15 protein-coding genes are annotated in these 16992 nt (G+C 58.3%); 14 read left to right on the forward strand and 1 reads right to left on the reverse strand.

Features of this window, described 5'->3' with window-relative positions; translation table 11 throughout:
- The first annotated feature begins 296 nt into the window (after positions 1 to 296).
- Positions 297 to 1097, forward strand: coding sequence for an isochorismatase family cysteine hydrolase (locus tag IB265_RS14850; RefSeq protein ID WP_309140342.1), 801 nt, complete (start codon positions 297 to 299; stop codon positions 1095 to 1097).
- Positions 1098 to 1596: 499 nt separating this feature from the next.
- On the opposite strand, the gene IB265_RS14855 is transcribed toward IB265_RS14850, so the two are convergent.
- Positions 1597 to 2544 (reverse strand): LysR family transcriptional regulator, encoded by a 948-nt coding sequence (locus tag IB265_RS14855; protein ID WP_192371156.1) that lies wholly within the window; start codon positions 2542 to 2544, stop codon positions 1597 to 1599.
- 109 nt (positions 2545 to 2653) lie between these two features.
- On the opposite strand from IB265_RS14855, the gene IB265_RS14860 reads away from it, so the two are divergent.
- The 13 genes from IB265_RS14860 (at position 2654) to IB265_RS14920 (ending at position 16323) form a co-directional block, all read left to right on the forward strand.
- On the forward strand, positions 2654 to 3694 hold the full coding sequence (locus IB265_RS14860) for a class 1 fructose-bisphosphatase (protein WP_192371155.1): 1041 nt from the start codon (positions 2654 to 2656) through the stop codon (positions 3692 to 3694).
- A 9-nt stretch (positions 3695 to 3703) separates the two neighbouring features.
- Complete coding sequence (locus IB265_RS14865) at positions 3704 to 4576, forward strand: phosphoribulokinase (protein ID WP_192371154.1); 873 nt, start codon at positions 3704 to 3706, stop codon at positions 4574 to 4576.
- Between the two features lie 13 nt (positions 4577 to 4589).
- Positions 4590 to 6617, forward strand: coding sequence for a transketolase (gene tkt, locus IB265_RS14870; protein ID WP_192371153.1), 2028 nt, complete (start codon positions 4590 to 4592; stop codon positions 6615 to 6617).
- The gene (locus IB265_RS14875; protein WP_192371152.1) at positions 6601 to 7848 is read left to right on the forward strand and encodes a phosphoglycerate kinase; all 1248 of its coding nucleotides are present in this window, start codon (positions 6601 to 6603) and stop codon (positions 7846 to 7848) included. Before tkt ends, IB265_RS14875 begins: the two co-directional genes overlap by 17 nt.
- Positions 7836 to 8915: a class II fructose-bisphosphate aldolase gene (gene fba, locus IB265_RS14880; RefSeq protein ID WP_192371151.1), complete on the forward strand. Its 1080-nt coding sequence runs from the start codon at positions 7836 to 7838 to the stop codon at positions 8913 to 8915. The genes IB265_RS14875 and fba overlap by 13 nt, the downstream gene beginning before the upstream one ends.
- 22 nt (positions 8916 to 8937) lie before the next feature.
- Positions 8938 to 10401 carry a form I ribulose bisphosphate carboxylase large subunit gene (locus tag IB265_RS14885; RefSeq protein ID WP_192371150.1) on the forward strand — a complete coding sequence of 488 codons (1464 nt, stop codon included), beginning with the start codon at positions 8938 to 8940 and terminating at the stop codon, positions 10399 to 10401.
- A 15-nt stretch (positions 10402 to 10416) separates the two neighbouring features.
- Positions 10417 to 10806, forward strand: a complete 390-nt coding sequence (locus tag IB265_RS14890; protein ID WP_192371149.1) for a ribulose bisphosphate carboxylase small subunit — start codon at positions 10417 to 10419, stop codon at positions 10804 to 10806.
- A 29-nt stretch (positions 10807 to 10835) separates the two neighbouring features.
- A complete protein-coding gene (cbbX, locus tag IB265_RS14895; protein WP_192371148.1) occupies positions 10836 to 11771 on the forward strand; it encodes a CbbX protein in 936 nt (311 codons plus the stop codon).
- A complete protein-coding gene (gene rpe, locus IB265_RS14900) occupies positions 11768 to 12463 on the forward strand; it encodes a ribulose-phosphate 3-epimerase (protein ID WP_192371147.1) in 696 nt (231 codons plus the stop codon). Before cbbX ends, rpe begins: the two co-directional genes overlap by 4 nt.
- Positions 12464 to 12467: 4 nt before the next feature.
- Complete coding sequence (locus IB265_RS14905) at positions 12468 to 13202, forward strand: HAD-IA family hydrolase (RefSeq protein WP_192371146.1); 735 nt, start codon at positions 12468 to 12470, stop codon at positions 13200 to 13202.
- Positions 13177 to 13902 (forward strand): HAD-IA family hydrolase, encoded by a 726-nt coding sequence (locus IB265_RS14910; protein ID WP_210334499.1) that lies wholly within the window; start codon positions 13177 to 13179, stop codon positions 13900 to 13902. Before IB265_RS14905 ends, IB265_RS14910 begins: the two co-directional genes overlap by 26 nt.
- 403 nt (positions 13903 to 14305) lie before the next feature.
- The gene (gene cysE / locus IB265_RS14915) at positions 14306 to 15193 is read left to right on the forward strand and encodes a serine O-acetyltransferase (protein ID WP_192371145.1); all 888 of its coding nucleotides are present in this window, start codon (positions 14306 to 14308) and stop codon (positions 15191 to 15193) included.
- 794 nt (positions 15194 to 15987) lie between these two features.
- Positions 15988 to 16323 carry a hypothetical protein gene (locus tag IB265_RS14920; RefSeq protein ID WP_192371144.1) on the forward strand — a complete coding sequence of 112 codons (336 nt, stop codon included), beginning with the start codon at positions 15988 to 15990 and terminating at the stop codon, positions 16321 to 16323.
- The last annotated feature ends 669 nt before the right edge of the window (positions 16324 to 16992 follow it).

Below are 16992 nucleotides of genomic sequence, written 5' to 3' on the forward strand. Positions count from 1 at the left end.
CGTTTACCGCCCCACGCTGCCCTCACCTCATGACAACTTTCTAATGGAAGCTACTCCTCGTTAATCGTCTCGTACAGTCCATTCCGGACGACGCCCGCCCCGGGGATCGGCTTAAAACTGGACCCAGGCTCGGATAAGAGCGCCATACCCAAACTAAGGTTTACTTGTGTCCGAGCGGTACGGTCCGTACATTGAAAACATAGGCAAGAATTGATACGCAGCACTTGTGTAGAATTCGGATAATTCTGCATAGCGTTACTGTTGCTTGCTTAGTAACCCTAGATGGAGGCAGTTACGTGTTTAGCCCGAAAACCAAATCACTCAGGAAATTTGCCGCAGCCGTCCTCGCTGGCGCAGCTCTTCTTGGAGCCAGCGCGGCCGCCAACGCGCAAACTGCCAACGATCCGTATAAAGATCCCGAGAAACCTGCTCTGACGAAGGGCAACATGAAACTCGACGTATCAAAAGCGGCTCTCGTGGTGATCGATCCCCAGAACGACTTCATGAGCCCTAAAGGCCTCGCATGGCCAGTCGTTGGCGAAAGTGTCACCGAGCACAAGGTCGTTCCCCATCTTGACCAGCTCTTCGCCGCCGCCAAACAGGCCGGAATGGTTGTCGCGATTTCGCCCCACCACTATTACCACTGGGATCATACCTGGAAGGTGCAGGGGCCCCTCGAAATCTTCCAGCATGACGCTGGTGTCTTCGACCGCAAGGGACCTTACACGCTGGACGGCTTCGAAGGATCCGGCGCCGACTTCCTGTCAGATTTCAAGAAGTACATCGAGGACGACAAGACCATCATCGCCTCTCCCCACAAGTTGTACGGCCCACAGGTGAATGACCTCACGTTCCAGCTCCGCAAGCAAGGGGTGACACAGATTATCCTCGCAGGAATGCTCGCGAACATGTGCGTCGAATCCCATCTTCGCGAATTCCTCGAGGAAGGGTTCGAAGTAGCCGTCGTGCGAGATGCAGTCGCCTCGACTAAACTGCCTGAGGGTGACGGCTACGGGGCCGCCCTCGTCAACTTCCGATACATGGCGAACGGACTTTGGACTACCGATGAAGTCGTCCAAATGATGACGACGCATTAAGTCATCAATAAAGGAAACGGGGCAGGCATTCAGTCTGCCCCGTTTCGTTTCCATCGCACGTTTAGTCGGCAGCTGCCGAGATCGGATTCCCCTCCTCTCCCACGACATCCACCGTTGTCGTTGACCCACGTGAGTGCGCCGCTCGCGAAGATGCGGCTCGTTACGCCCCCTCCGAACAGAAAGCCCGCCACCGCAATGAGGCGTCGTCCCCCGGTTTCAAACACGTGGATGCGGCAGAGCGCCACAGCTACACTCATGTATAGTGTTGCAGATGCGCTATACAGCGTAGGGTTCTAAAGTCATCACTGTCTCATTTCCTCTGTAGTGGTGATCATGCTGCCACGGCTCCTTTTCCCCGCGGCATCAACCTTCAAGACAAACTTCACGGGCCGTTTGTTCACAGCAGCGGCCCTCTTTTTTCAGCTAGTCCGATTTCATTTGGAGCCGTCGCGCCGCGCACCGCTCAGCATTGAACCGGAAAATAGGTATCCAGCTACCTTCAGGTCATCCCGAGCGAAGTGAGGGAATAGGGCTTGGTCGCGACGGGAAGGTACTTCGCCCCCTCCTTGGCTAAGAAGCGGTTGAAAGCCGCCATCGTCGGGGTGAAAATCCGGTCGTTTCTCCATACTGAGTACCACTCGCGTCGGATGGGCAGTCCGACAACGTCAAGAATGAATAGTCGCCCTGCCGCGACCTCGAGTTCGATAGTATGCGCGGAAATGAAGGCGATGCCGAGACCGGCGATCGCTGCTTGCTTGATGGTCTCATTCGATGCCATTTCGGAACCGGCGTGCTCGAAACGGCCGGGCACGCCCGAGAAGAATATTTCGAGCGAGATCCGTGTTCCCGATCCGGGTTCCCGGATTAGAAAATGCTCTGCCGCAAGCTCTTCCTTGGTGATATCCCGTCGCCCGACAAGGCGATGACTCTCATTCGCGACTATTACCAGAGGGTGGTCTCCGAAGACTTGAGCATCAACTGGTAAACCTCGGGGCGGCCGCCCCATCAGTGCGATGTCGACATTACGCTCCTGCAGAGAACGTATGGTCTCGCCTCGATTGCCGACTATGAGATCCATGCTGATGTCAGGGTTTTGCGTCTGAAACGCCGCCATAAGGCGTGGCGCGAAATACTTCGCGGTCGAAACAACGCCTAATTTGAGTGCCCCCTTTCGACCCTTGGCAATCATTGAGATCTCTTCACCGAGAATTCGCAATCTCTCCTCGATCGAGCCTGCCGCATCAATCACTGCTTGACCTGCGGCGGTTGGACGCATCCCTTCCGAAAGGCGCTCGAATAAAGCGACGCCGAGCTCTTGCTCCATTTGCTGAAGCTGCAAGGTCACTGCCGGCCCTGTTAGCCCTAAGCTATTGGCCGCCCGCGATATTTTCCCGGTTTCATGCACGGCCAGAACTGACCGGAGATGGCGAAGCGTGATGTTTCTCATGCGTCCATATTAGAAAAATTTACTCCGGTTGTAACAATAATAAAATTTCCTAAGCTGCGGTTTCACGGAATTGTTCTCGCCGAGGTTGAAGACACGGGGAGGTGATTTCGTGAAACCAGCAGCCACGCTCGACGCGTATCTGGCATCTTTAGAAAATGGGCGCACAGCGCACGCTCCGCACATCGCGGGAACGGTTCGCTGCCTGGCTATCGCCGCCGTCTTTCTTCGGCATGCCATTTCCGATGGTCTCTACCAGTCGGAAAACGCGGGCATTCCCCACACTGAAAACAGTGACGGCGACATTCAGCACGAACTCGATCTTTACGCCGATGATCTCTTTCTAAACGCCGCGAGGAAGGCGGGCCTGGCATACTACGCAAGCGAAGAGCAGACCGCCGAGATAGTCATCGACCCCTCGTCTCCGTTGGCGATTGCGATCGATCCGCTAGACGGATCGAGCAACATAAAGGCAAATCTGTCGATCGGCACCATCTTCTCGATCCTGCCGAACCTCGGCGATCCCGTCGCCACATTTCGCCAGCAGGGATCCCGCCAATTCGCCGCCGGCTTCTTCATCTATGGGCCGCAGCTTTCGCTAGTTCTGACTACGGGGCGGGGCACCTCTATTTTCACATTCAGCCAAAAGATGGGGACCTTCGTCGAAAGCGTCCCATCAGCGGTCATTCCGCAGGAAACGGCGGTCTTTTCCATAAATGCCTCCAACTACCGTCACTGGGACACAGCAGTCCGAAGCTACGTCGACGATTGCCTGCAGGGCCAGAGTGGAGTTCGAAGCAAGAATTTCAACATGCGCTGGAACGCGTCGCTCGTCGCCGAAGCGTATCGGATCCTGATTCATGGCGGCGTCTTTCTCTATCCCCGAGATGAGCGTCGGGGATACAAGAACGGCCGGCTGCGGATTTCATACGAAGCGAACCCTATTTCCATGCTGATCGAACAGGCTGGAGGTGCATCGACTGATGGAACATCGCGCATACTCGACATTACCCCGTCCGACTTGCACGAGCGCGTTCCCTTGATTTTCGGCTCCCGAGAAGAAGTCGCGATAGTCGCCAGATACCACATCGAGCCGAGTGCCATCGGCGCACGACATCCCCTCTTTGGCCATCGTGGCCTGTTTCGAGCTTGAGGCGCAGCTATGTCAAAACGGTTTCCCGTCATCGCAATCACTGGGTCGTCGGGCGCGGGTACGACGACTGTTAAAACCACATTTGAGAAGATCTTCGCACGAGAGAAAATATCAGCAGCTTTCATCGAAGGTGACGCGTTCCACCGCTACAATCGCACCGAGATGAAGGAAAAGGTCGCCGAGGAAGATGCTCGCGGTAACCGACACTTTTCCCATTTCAGTCCCGAAGCCAATGAACTCGAGCGTCTGGAAGCGCTGTTCGAGGAATACGGACGACGCGGCACGGGCAAGCGACGTCACTATGTCCACGACGATGCGGAAGCCAGATTCCATGGCGCGCCTCCCGGCACCTTCACTGATTGGGTTGACCTACCCTCGAGTGATCTCCTGTTTTACGAGGGTCTCCACGGTTGCGCCGTGACGGAGAAAGTAAACCTCCCGCGTCATGTCGACCTGAAGATCGGTGTCGTGCCAGTGATCAACCTGGAATGGATTCAGAAGATCCACCGGGACAAGTCCGCCCGTGGTTATACGACCGAGGCGGTAACGGACACCATCCTTCGGCGCATGCCGGACTACATGCGATACATCTGCCCACAGTTCTCGCAGACAAATATCAATTTCCAGCGCGTGCCGACCGTCGATACGTCGAATCCCTTTATCGCGCGGTGGATTCCGACACCCGCCGAATCCATGTTGGTTATTCGTTTTGCCAACCCCCGCGGCATCGACTTCCCTTACCTGCTCTCAATGCTGGGCGACAGTTTCATGTCGCGCGCCAATTCGATCGTCGTTTCCGGCGAAAAGCTGGACCTCGCGATGCAGCTCATCTTCACCCCCCTCATACACAAGCTTCTCGACGAGAAGCATCGGTCGTCCTGATCAGGAGGAAGACATGAACGTCCACCACACCTCGGTAGATATCCAGGCTTCTGAACACGAGATGGCAAACGCCATCCGCGCTCTGACGATGGACGCCGTCCAGCGAGCCAATTCCGGTCATCCAGGTATGCCGTTGGGCATGGCCGACGTTGCCACGGTGCTTTTCAACAGGTTCATTCGGATCGATCCCACGACACCAAACTGGCCGGACCGCGACCGCTTCATCCTTTCGGCCGGGCATGGTTCTATGTTGCAGTACGCGATCCATCATTTGGTTGGCTACGCGGACATGCCCATTGCGGCGTTGGCCCAGTTCCGCCAGCTCGGCTCCGTCACCGCGGGCCACCCCGAGTATGGGCACACTTTCGGCGTCGAAACGACAACTGGCCCGCTTGGCCAGGGACTTGCAACGGCCGTGGGCATGGCGCTGGCTGAGCGCATGCTGACGTCGCGTTACGGCAAGCGGCTAGTCAATCACAAGACCTATGTCATCGCCGGAGACGGCTGCCTGCAGGAGGGAATCAGCCACGAAGCGATCGACCTTGCCGGCCATCTCAAGCTTTCGCAGCTCATTGTGTTGTGGGACGACAACCGGATCTCGATCGATGGAGACCTAAGCCTGTCGACATCCATGCGGCAGCGTATGCGTTTCGCGGCGGCGGGATGGGCGACGGATCAGGTTGATGGCCATGATCACGGAGCTATTGCCGCGGCGCTAACCCGCGCTCAAAAGAACCGCCGACCGACAATGATCGCCTGTCGAACAGTCATCGGCAAAGGTGCGCCGAACCTACAGGGCTCAGAGAAGGTCCATGGCGCGCCATTGGGTGACGCGGAAATCGCCGCCGCACGCGTCTGTCTCTCTTGGCCCTTCGAAGCGTTCCATGTGCCGGAATCCGTCTATCTCGCGTGGCAAGGCGTGGCACAGCGAGGCAGACAAGCGCGGGAAGACTGGGAGCGCCGGCTGGAGCTGTCTTCCCGAAAAGATCGCTTCCTGGCGGACATGAAGGGCAACGTGCCACCCGGCGTGACAAGAGCGCTGTCTGCTTTTCGCAGGGAACAGGTCGAAAAAAAAGTGAAGCTCGCGTCGCGCAAGGCCTCCGAAAATACTCTGGCTATCATCAACGCCAAAACAACTCTTACTGTCGGTGGATCGGCCGATCTTACACACTCCAATCTGACACTTACACCGGGTCTGCTCCCCATCCGGCCGGGTGATTTCCAGGGCCGCTACATTCATTTTGGCATTCGCGAGCACGCCATGGCCGCTGCGATGAACGGAATGGCGCTGCATGGCGGTTTCATCCCTTACGGAGGAACATTCCTCTGCTTCGCGGACTACGCGCGGGGTGCAATCCGTCTGTCGGCCCTGATGCGCCAGCGCGTCATATACGTGATGACCCACGACTCGATAGGACTTGGGGAGGACGGCCCGACGCACCAACCGGTTGAACATCTCGCGATGCTTCGTGCAACACCGGATTTGCAGGTATTTCGACCGGCAGACGCCGTCGAGACCGTGGAAGCCTGGGAGCTGGCGCTGACTTCGAGGGATCGGCCGACCGTCCTTGTGCTGTCGCGCCAGGCCCTTCCCATGCTGCGGAATCTTCACACACGCCAAAACCAATCCGCCAGAGGCGCCTACGTATTGCGGGACACTGTGGAGCCCCGGCAGCTGACGCTTCTGGCCACCGGTTCCGAACTACAGATCGCTGTCGCCGCTGCTGAACGCTTATCCGCGGAACGAGCGCTCAACGTTGCCGTCATCTCCATGCCATCCTGGGATCGTTTCGAGGCACAAGACGACGCATACAAGCGTTCCGTACTCGGCACCGCCCCCCGCATTGCGATTGAGGCCGCAGCACGCCTCGGCTGGGACCGCTGGCTCGGGGAGACCGGCCGGTTCATCGGCATGACCGGTTTCGGCGCGAGCGCGCCGGCTGAAGCCCTCTACGAACATTTCGGGATCACCGTCGAAGCCGTCGTCAAGGCCGCGGACGCTCTCCTTTCGAACGGAGCATGCCATGTTGGCGACGCGTGAAAATTTCGTGCCTGACGTGGCGCATGCCGATGTTGCCGACCGGATCGTATTGGTGCGGGCTGATCTCAATGTACCAATGCAGAGTGGGAGCATCACCGACGCCACGCGTATCAGCCGTTTCGCGCCGGCCGTCGCTGCACTTTTATCGCGTGGAGCCCGTGTCGTCGTGATGACACATCTCGGCCGTCCAGCAGCCGAGTACAATCCAGTGTTTTCGACACGGCCCTTGGCCGAAGCCCTGTCCTCGCTGGTGCAGCGCGACGTGCGGTTCGTACCGGACTGCGTGGGGAATTCTGCAGAACGGGCTGTCGGAAGTCTACCTGCCGGCGGGGTCGCGCTCCTCGAGAACCTTCGTTTTCACAAAGGCGAGGAAGACAACAGTCTCGCTTTCGCCCGCAGGCTCTCGGTCCTGGGAGATCTATATGTCAACGACGCATTTTCCTGCTCGCATCGTGCGCATGCCTCGGTACATGCCATTGCCGGCTTGATGCCGGCCTATGCCGGACCTTCGCTTCTGGCTGAAATCGAAGCGCTGGAGAAGGCCTTGGATACCGCCCGTCGCCCCGTCACAGCGATCGTCGGCGGCTCGAAGGTGTCGACGAAAATCGAAGTCCTCAAAAACCTCGTAGACAAAGTTGACACGCTTGTGATCGGGGGCGGCATGGCGAACACCTTTCTCTATGCACGCGGGATATCAGTAGGCATCTCGCTTTGCGAAAGGGATGCGGTGGGGACCGTACGCGAAATAGAGGCGGCCGCTCGCAAATCCGGGTGTCGCATCCTTCTGCCGCGAGACGTGGTCGTCAGCCGACGATTTGTTGCAAACGACACTTGCGAGATGGTGCAAGTCGACGCGATTAGTGACGACGTCATGGCTCTGGATATCGGCGAAGCCTCGCGGCACGAGATCGGTGAGGCATTGCGCCAATCCGGTACCGTCCTTTGGAACGGTCCCCTCGGTGCGTTCGAACTCACACCGTACGGCATTGGAACCTTTTTCATCGCACGGATAATCGCCGAACTCACTCGTCGTGGCGCACTTCGCTCGGTCGCTGGAGGCGGAGATACCGTGGCCGCGCTCACCGCGGCGGGCGTCGACCAAGACCTCACCTATGTCTCGACCGCCGGCGGGGCTTTCCTGGACTGGTTAGAAGGGCGCCCCCTCCCCGGTATCGAGGCACTCAAATCCACCCGACACGAACCGAAAGGAGTCCTGACATGGCTAGGATAACTCTGCGCCAGTTGCTCGATCACGCCGCTGAGGCGGACTACGGCGTACCCGCCTTTAACATCAACAACATGGAACAGGGCCTTGCGATCATGGAGGCGGCTGTGCGCTGCGACGCGCCGGTTATCCTCCAGGCCTCTCGCGGTGCGCGTAGCTATGCGGGCGACATTATGCTCTCGAAGATGATGGAAGCGCTCGAGCAGATGTTTCCCGGGATTCCGCTCTGCATTCATCAGGACCATGGAAATAATCTCGCAACGTGCCTCTCGGCTATTCAAGCCGGTTTCACGTCCGTGATGATGGACGGATCGCTTTTGGCGGATGCCAAGACACCGGCTGACTATGACTACAATGTGCGCGTGACACGCGAGGCTAGCCAGTTGGCGCACATGGTCGGCGCATCGGTTGAAGGTGAGCTCGGCTGCCTGGGCTCGCTAGAGTCCGGCCATGGCGAAGCAGAAGACGGGCACGGCTTCGAGGGCGCCCTCGATCGCTCTATGCTGCTGACCGACCCCGATCAAGCCGCCGCGTTCGTCGCGGAAACGGGGGTGGATGCGCTCGCCGTTGCGATCGGCACATCGCACGGTGCTTACAAATTCACGCGGAAACCCACCCAAGAGGTTCTGGCAATGGACGTGATCGAGCGCATCCACGCCCGGCTTCCGAACACGCACATCGTCATGCACGGGTCATCCTGTGTGCCTGTGGAGCTGCAGGCGGTCTTCAACGCTCATGGGGGTGAGATGCGCGAGACATACGGCGTACCTCTCGACGAGATCGTCCGCGGGATCCGCCACGGTGTTCGCAAGATCAATATCGACACGGACCTGCGTTTGGCGGCTACGTCGGAGTTCCGGCGAACCGCGACCTCCGCGCCCTCACAGTTCGATCCCCGAATGTTCCTGAGGCCCGCGATGGATGCGATGCGAAAGGTCTGCATCGAGCGCTTCGAAGCATTCGGCACTGCAGGAAATGCTTCGAAGATCAAACCTCTTCCAATGAAAGAAATGGCTCGCCGCTACCAAAGTGGCGAGCTCGGCGACACCTCGAGCGCGGCCTGGGCAGCCTGACATAACGTTGAAAGGAACAAACATGAACACCGATGCAAAGACAGAAATCCGCGGCAAAGAACGGTACCGCGCAGGCGTGCTAAAATACGCGCAGATGGGGTATTGGGACGGCGATTATGTTCCGAAGGACACCGATATCATCGCGCTCTTTCGCATCACGCCGCAGGTTGGTGTCGATCCTATAGAGGCCGCGGCCGCCGTTGCCGGAGAAAGCTCCACGGCGACCTGGACCGTTGTCTGGACCGACCGGCTTACAGCGGCTGACCAGTATCGAGCCAAGGCGTACCGCGTCGACCCTGTCCCAGGTCAGGATGGCCAGTACTTCTGCTACGTCGCTTACGACCTTATTCTGTTCGAACCCGGGTCGATTGCAAATCTTACGGCATCGATTATTGGCAATGTCTTTTCTTTCAAGCCTCTCAAAGCCGCCCGGCTTGAGGACATCCGCTTCCCAGTCGCCTATGTGAAAACCTACAAAGGACCACCGACCGGCATCGTTGTCGAACGCGAGCGTTTGGACAAATTTGGCAGGCCCCTGCTTGGTGCGACCACCAAGCCAAAGCTCGGGCTGTCCGGCAAGAACTACGGTCGGGTCGTCTATGAAGGGCTGAAGGGCGGCCTGGACTTCATGAAAGACGATGAGAACATCAACTCGCAGCCCTTTATGAACTGGCGCGACCGCTTCCTCTACTGCATGGAGGCGGTCAACAAAGCCTCAGCAGAAACTGGCGAAATCAAGGGGCATTACCTCAATATCACCGCCGGAACGATGGAGGAAATGTATCGCCGCGCAGAGTTCGCCAAGCAACTCGGCTCAGTGATCGTGATGATCGACTTGATTATCGGCTACACCGCGATCCAATCGATTTCGGAATGGTGCCGAGCCAACGACATGATCCTCCACCTCCACCGGGCCGGACACGGCACCTACACCCGGCAGAAGAATCACGGCATCTCATTTCGAGTCATTGCCAAGTGGATGCGCCTTGCTGGCGTCGACCATATCCACGCGGGTACGGCCGTCGGTAAACTGGAGGGCGATCCGCTAACCGTTCAAGGGTATTACAATGTCTGTCGCGAACTGAAGAACGAGGTCGATCTGCAGCGTGGCATCTTCTTCGAACAGGATTGGGCCGACACGCTAAAGGTCATGCCGGTGGCTTCTGGCGGCATTCATGCCGGGCAAATGCATCAACTGCTTGAGTTGTTCGGTGACGATGTCGTGCTCCAGTTCGGCGGCGGGACGATCGGTCACCCGATGGGAATACAAGCAGGCGCAACGGCGAACCGTGTTGCTCTCGAGGCAATGGTACTCGCCCGCAACGAAGGCCGGGACATCACAGCAGAAGGTCCCGAGGTTCTGCGCGCAGCCGCCAAATGGTGCAAGCCACTCGAAGCGGCGCTCGATGTCTGGGGCGACGTCAGCTTCAACTACACTTCAACCGACACCTCGGATTTTGTTCCGACCCCATCCGTTGGCCTGTAAACCGAAGGAAACGCAATGCGTATCACCCAAGGATGTTTTTCGTTCCTGCCGGACCTCACGGACGAGCAGATCACTTCCCAAGTTGAATATTGTCTGCGCAACGAGTGGGCAATCGGCATCGAGTTCACCGATGACCCGCATCCCCGCAACACCTACTGGGGTATGTGGGGTAATCCGATGTTTGATTTGCGTGACGCCAAGGGGGTCATGTTGGAGCTTGCCGATTGCCGCAAGGCTCATCCGAACGCCTACATTCGAATAAACGCGTTCGACAACACACGCGGATGGGAGACGGTGCGGATGTCTTTCCTCGTGAACCGCCCGCCTGTCGAAACGAAACTTGTCATGGCGAGAACCGATGCTCACAGCCGCTCGCAGGTCTATGGCCTGCAAACAGCCCGCTAGCCAATCTCAAGAAGGTGAGGAAGAGAAGGATGTTGTCACAACAGAATGGGCCCGCCGCCTTCGGCGGGCCGACTGTCGATCCGTCGTCTCGCCGGATCGACCTGACGGAAGAGTTCAGATCCTCGGGCGTCGGAGAGGTCCTTGACGAACTTGACCGGGAACTGGTCGGGCTTAAACCCGTGAAGCAACGCATCCGTGAAATCGCTGCCCTTCTCGTCGTCGATCGTGCACGTCGATCGCTCGGACTGTCGCATACTACGCCGACGCTGCATATGAGCTTCACGGGCAACCCGGGCACGGGAAAGACGACGGTGGCGATGCGGATGGCAAACATCCTTCATCGGCTCGGCTACGTGCGCAAAGGCCATCTTGTCTCCGTCACCCGGGACGACCTTGTCGGACAGTATATCGGCCACACCGCGCCCAAGACGAAAGAGGTACTAAAGCGCGCCATGGGAGGCGTCCTCTTCATCGATGAGGCGTATTATCTCTATCGCCCAGACAATGAGCGAGACTACGGTCAGGAGGCAATAGAGATCTTGCTGCAGGTCATGGAGAACAACAGAGAGGATCTCGTCGTAATCCTTGCCGGCTACGCCGACCGAATGGACCTGTTTTACCAGAGTAACCCCGGATTTAGATCGCGCATCGCTCACCATATCGATTTCCCCGATTACGGGGATGAAGAGCTCCTTCAGATCGCTGACACTCTACTGGCGGACCAGAACTACCGGTTTGACGAGGAAGCCCGTACCCAAATGGCGAATTACATCGTACGGCGACGGAGCCAGCCGCATTTTGCAAACGCCCGATCCATCCGCAATGCCCTTGATCGAGCACGGCTTCGCCAAGCCAATCGGCTTTTCACAAATTCGGTTGGTCCGGTTTCCGGTGAAACGCTGTCAACTATATCGGCTGAGGACATCCTCGCCAGCCGCGTTTTCCAGGACATTGTCACACCATGAGCAGCACTATTATCGCGCCCTCGATCCTTGCCGCTGATTTCTCCCGTCTCGGAGACGAAGTCGAGTCTGTCGTACGCGCCGGCGCAGACTGGATCCATTTGGATGTAATGGATGGACACTTCGTGCCCAACATCACATTTGGCCCAGCAATTGTGAAGGCATTGCGACCACGCACGAACCGGGTCTTCGACTGCCATCTGATGATCGCGCCTGCGGACGCCTATGTCACCGCCTTCGCCGATGCGGGCTGTGACATCATCACCGTTCATGTCGAGGCGGGACCCCATCTCGATCGCTCGCTCCAGATGATCCGAAATCTTGGACTGAAGGCAGGGGTTTCGCTCAATCCGTCAACGCCGGAACAAGCGATCGAGTACGTAATGGACCGCGTGGATCTTGTCCTGATAATGACGGTCAATCCCGGGTTTGGCGGGCAGTCCTTCCTCCCAGCAGTAATCGAGAAGATAAAACGGGTGCGACAGATGATCGGTAATCGGCAGATCGACCTTCAGGTCGACGGCGGCGTCACGCCGGAAACGGCCCCGCTCGTACGCGCCGCCGGCGCCAACGTCCTCGTGGCTGGTTCGGCTGTCTTTAAGGGCAACTCCGAGGCGGAGTACGAGGCCAACATACTTGCAATCCGCCGGGCGGCCGACCTAGCCGATCCTGCGGACCTGCGCGAAGCGAGGTGACGCGATGGCAGTTGGTCCGTTCCCGTCCTCACTTGTGATCGTTCGAGGCATGCCGAAGGCGGTGCTTTTCGACCTTGACGGAACTTTGGTGGATTCCGCGGCAGACCTTGCCGTCTCGATCAACGAGGTTCTCGCAATCCGATCGCTGGGTCCACTGCCTATTCCTTCTGTTCGGCGGATGGTCGGGCATGGAATCCGCGCACTCGTCGAACGTGCGCATCACGCGTGCAATATGCCGCTTACGGAAGACCAGTTGGACCAGGCGACATCGTCCATGCAGGAGGCATACGCAAGCCGGCTCGTCCAGCAGACGTCGTTAATGCCAGGTGCTACAACATCGATCGATGCAGCAGAATCCCTTGGCATTCCCTTGGCGCTTGTCACGAACAAACCTGAGCACTTTGCGCGGCAGATACTCGAGCACTTTCGTTTGCTCGCGCGCTTTGAGGTCGTTATCGGTGGCGACACGGGCCTGCCCCGCAAGCCCGAACCCGATATGTTGCTACTTGCGGCTCGAAAGCTAGGCGTGACACGTGATGTTTCCTTGATGGTCGGGGATGGAGAGGCTGACATTGCCGCCGCGTGCTCGGCGGGAATGCCATCCCTGCTGGTTGGGACTGGCTACAACGTATCAGGGAGGGGTCCGGCTCCATCCTACCGCATGAATAGCCTTGAACATTTCCCCATTTGGCTCCGCGAAAGAGATGCGATCAATGAAGCCCGCAGCGCTAATTTTTGATGTTGACGGTACTCTCGCAGAGACCGAGGAACTGCACCGGAAGGCTTTCAATGCCGCGTTTAAAGAAGCCGGTCTCAATTGGATTTGGGATTGTAGCGTGTACGGGGAACTCCTGAGAACCACCGGTGGAAAAGAGAGGATTACAGTTTACGCCAACCTGATCGGAGAGAAAGCAATCGACGTTCCTACGCTTCACCGGCGGAAAACGGAAATCTATCGGAAGATGGTCACTTCCACCTCGCTCGAGTTGCGCCCGGGGGTGAAACGCCTGATAGACATCGCCTACAAGCAGTCGATTCCGATGGCCATCGCCACGACCACGACCCGAAGCAATGTCGACGCATTAATTGCCGCTACACTTGGCGGACGCGTCGAAAACTGGTTTATGTCGGTCCGATGCGGTGAAGACGTCGTTCATAAGAAGCCTCATCCCGAAGTCTACGAACGCGTCCTTCACGACTTGAGGGTCTCGGCTCACCAATGCTGGGCGTTCGAGGATTCGCGAGTAGGCCTTGAAGCGGCGCTCGCAGCGGGAATGCCGACCGTCGTGACGCCTAGCTTGTACACGCAAACAGACGATTTTTCAGGAGCGACACTGATGCTGAGCGATCTAGCGACTCCCTACTCGGCTTTGATTTACCGTGGGCATGCGCAGCTGCATGCCGTGCCTTCCGCTTTGATCCCTCTCTTCGGGCACTGACAGCCCCTCGTGCAACATCCAAGTTCAGGACGCCCGCACAGGACGGCGCTACGCGCGGTAATACGTTCCGCGGTATTACCAGCCCGCCTACAACGTCCACCCTTTCGCTTGTATTGCATACTCTGCTCGGAAGGCGTGGCGACAGCGACGGAAAATGTGCGCGTCCATAGCCTTCGCGTCATTCGCACTTGCATACATTAGCGCGATACAGTATGGCTTCGATCCATACATTCCCGAACCTATCCAGTGGAAAACGCGAGCGGACCACCAGTCGGGCAGGCAATCCGTATACCGCTCTCAATTTTCACCGGATGCGCGCACCAACGTAAGCATAGCAGATTCTGCATACACAAAATGAGCAGCGAACTACTTCCAACCCCAAGAACCACCCGCTTCCCTTTAGATGCCGTTGCCGCCAAGCCTTGGGAAAGACTGCGCAATTTCGGCGAATTCGCGACCCTTCAAGTGTAGCACGCGCGTGACCGATCACGATGACAACCACTCAGTATGGTGCCGAATTCTCGCGGAAGCGGAAGAGGCAATCGAAAGTGAGCCTTTCCTTGCGGCGGTGATTGGTGAGAGCGTCACTGAGCGACCCAACCTAACAGAAGCGATCTGCTATCGAGTGGCGAGCTTATTGGTCCCCCGGAAAGAAGAGCAACTGCTTTTGACCGCGATCACTCCACTCACGGACGGAAATTCCTCTATTCTAGCTCGCGCCCACACTGACATCATGGCGGTTCTGGATCGAGACCCGGCGACGACCAAAGCCTTGCACGTTTTCCTACACCTCAAAGGCTTTTTAGCGCTGCAGGCACACCGCATCTCACACGCCTTGTGGCTTGCAGGTCGTCGCGATTTGGCACTCTATCTGCAAGGTTGCACTTCCCGAGCGCTTCAGGTTGACGTGCATCCGGCGGCTCGCCTCGGCGCCGGGATATTTCTCGACCACGCGGCCGGCATCGTCATTGGCGAAACCTGCGTCGTTGAAGATGACGTTTCCATACTCCAGAACGTCACACTCGGCGGAACAGGAAAGGAAACCGGCGACCGCCACCCAAAGGTCCGCCGTGGCGTGCTCATTGGTGCTGGAGCAACAATCCTCGGCAACATCGAGATCGCGGCCAATGCACGTATTGGAGCAGGTTCAGTGGTCGTTAAACCCGTCCGCGAAGGTGAGACAGTTGCTGGAATCCCGGCACGCGCCCTGGGTTCTAATCTCAACCCGCCCGCACAATCTCTGGAACACGTCTTTGAGAGTGGCCCCCCCTTCTACGATTTCGGAGTATAGATCGCTATTCGGATTTTCGCGTGGAATCCTGTCTCTGAGAGACACCTCCACGTTGAACAAAAGCCCGAACTGTTGCGTCCCGCTTGGCAGCAGACACCCGGGACAGAAGTCCCGGTCGGTGACGCCCGCCAAGGCGGACGACCGCATGCCCACAGAACATCTCCGTCGCGTGGACATCGGAACCCCGCGCGCCAACCGGCACGTCGGGGTGCGGGCGGCGGTAGCCAATCTTCGCCGCTTTGATACCTCCTGCCATGAACCGAGTTCGGCGGGCACCGTCCCATTCTTCCATAGACGGGAAACGCACCCTTCCTCGAGAGCCAGCAGGACGCCCTTTATTCCGGCCAGACGGGCAATGGTCCGTCTGGCGATCTCGGTTGCCGACGCGCAGGCATCGGGCGCATCGAAGGCGAGGTTGCCGATGGCCGAGCTATAGCCCGCCGAGACCTCGAGCACGTCTATGCCGGCAAGACGGGCGCGACGTGTCAGCATCTGCACGAACACCGTCCTTGCCCAGTAGTTCAGGAGCCGGTTGAGGGAGCGGCCCCTGCCGCACGACTGCAACTTGCCCAGTCCCTTTTTCAAGACGATGGTGCCGCAGCGATGTTTGCGCGCCATCGAGATCGCCCGGCCGCAGACGGCCGCCAGCGTCTCGCGCACCAGCTCCGCCGATGCATCCTTGTCCAGGTCGAGCTTCACCAACGCGTGGTCCAGCAGCTTTGTGCTTTTCACGGAGCCTGGACCTTTGGTGTTTGCCGCCGCGGCGATGCCGATCCCAGTTCGGATTGAGATCGATGCCGAGGCAGCGTCCCTTGATCGGCACCACGGGACGACGCCGTTGCGGATGGTGCGGCAGATCGGTCGGGTCGAAGGTGACGCTGACATGGGTGTCGCTGATGGAAAAGCTGACGTTGATGCGGTCCCGCTCCGCCGCGTTGGCGCGGATGTCGGCCAGCTGCCGCATGATGATCCCGCGGTTTCCGGTCATGCGCGCCAGATGGAGCACCGCGGTGCGTCACCGTCTTTCCCGATCGGCCGCCGATTTCTTTGCGGCCGATCTTGACGACGATCGTCGTCTCGTCGAGCAAGTGGACGTTCTGGTTGCCGCGGGTGGCGATCACCGAAACTGACGAACGGATGCAGCCGCTTGCGCTTCCATTCTTCCGGCGAGACCAGCCCATTCCGCCAGCGTTCGAGCTCGCTTCTTCCGCCGAAGATGGCCGTTCCGTTCGGCGTCAGCTTGCGTTTCCAGATGCCGAGCTTCGTGGCTCAGTGGATCCCCCAGCTGTCGAGAAGACCCGCGCGTGCCGTCGGCCCTCACCGCATTGGCATAGGCCGTTCTGATCGCCGCCGATTGCACTCGGCGGAGGCAATCGAGGAACAAATCCTCGTCGGAACAACGGTATGGGATGGAGTTGGTGTGCACGGAAACATAATCGAGCCACCAACGCTTCTATGAGACCGCGAGAGCTTCCACGCCGTCAAACGCCGGTGAAATTATTCCAGCAGAATCAGGCCGCGAACACTATTCAGACTTGGGCGAGCCGCAAGAATGGGATTCCATACGAAAATCCGAATGGCCATAGATCATAATGGAGGTTCGGGCGGGTCGGAAACACACGTTTCATCAAGTGCCACGAGGAGGCACGGTCCTCCAAGGCCGGGTGTGTTCACTCAATCGGGGGACCGCCCGGAAACCGAAGACGTAGTCCATCTGTCTCCCTTGTGATGGCACGCCGCGCGCCCTCCAGACCGGTCGGAGGACTTATGTCGTAGCCGAGGGCGCTGATATCACACCC

This window comes from Ensifer sp. ENS10 (assembly GCF_014852025.1).
Lineage (GTDB): Bacteria > Pseudomonadota > Alphaproteobacteria > Rhizobiales > Rhizobiaceae > Ensifer.

What these genes read in the sequence shown, in the direction of transcription:
- IB265_RS14855 (WP_192371156.1), bottom strand. Translation starts at nt 2,544, where the DNA reads ATGAGAAACATCACGCTTCGCCATCTCCGGTCAGTTCTGGCCGTGCAT.
- IB265_RS14865 (WP_192371154.1), top strand. Translation starts at nt 3,704, where the DNA reads ATGTCAAAACGGTTTCCCGTCATCGCAATCACTGGGTCGTCGGGCGCG.
- tkt (WP_192371153.1), top strand. Translation starts at nt 4,590, where the DNA reads ATGAACGTCCACCACACCTCGGTAGATATCCAGGCTTCTGAACACGAG.
- IB265_RS14875 (WP_192371152.1), top strand. Translation starts at nt 6,601, where the DNA reads ATGTTGGCGACGCGTGAAAATTTCGTGCCTGACGTGGCGCATGCCGAT.
- fba (WP_192371151.1), top strand. Translation starts at nt 7,836, where the DNA reads ATGGCTAGGATAACTCTGCGCCAGTTGCTCGATCACGCCGCTGAGGCG.
- IB265_RS14885 (WP_192371150.1), top strand. Translation starts at nt 8,938, where the DNA reads ATGAACACCGATGCAAAGACAGAAATCCGCGGCAAAGAACGGTACCGC.
- IB265_RS14890 (WP_192371149.1), top strand. Translation starts at nt 10,417, where the DNA reads ATGCGTATCACCCAAGGATGTTTTTCGTTCCTGCCGGACCTCACGGAC.
- cbbX (WP_192371148.1), top strand. Translation starts at nt 10,836, where the DNA reads ATGTTGTCACAACAGAATGGGCCCGCCGCCTTCGGCGGGCCGACTGTC.
- rpe (WP_192371147.1), top strand. Translation starts at nt 11,768, where the DNA reads ATGAGCAGCACTATTATCGCGCCCTCGATCCTTGCCGCTGATTTCTCC.
- IB265_RS14905 (WP_192371146.1), top strand. Translation starts at nt 12,468, where the DNA reads ATGGCAGTTGGTCCGTTCCCGTCCTCACTTGTGATCGTTCGAGGCATG.
- IB265_RS14910 (WP_210334499.1), top strand. Translation starts at nt 13,177, where the DNA reads ATGAAGCCCGCAGCGCTAATTTTTGATGTTGACGGTACTCTCGCAGAG.
- cysE (WP_192371145.1), top strand. Translation starts at nt 14,306, where the DNA reads ATGCCGTTGCCGCCAAGCCTTGGGAAAGACTGCGCAATTTCGGCGAAT.
- IB265_RS14920 (WP_192371144.1), top strand. Translation starts at nt 15,988, where the DNA reads ATGCCGAGGCAGCGTCCCTTGATCGGCACCACGGGACGACGCCGTTGC.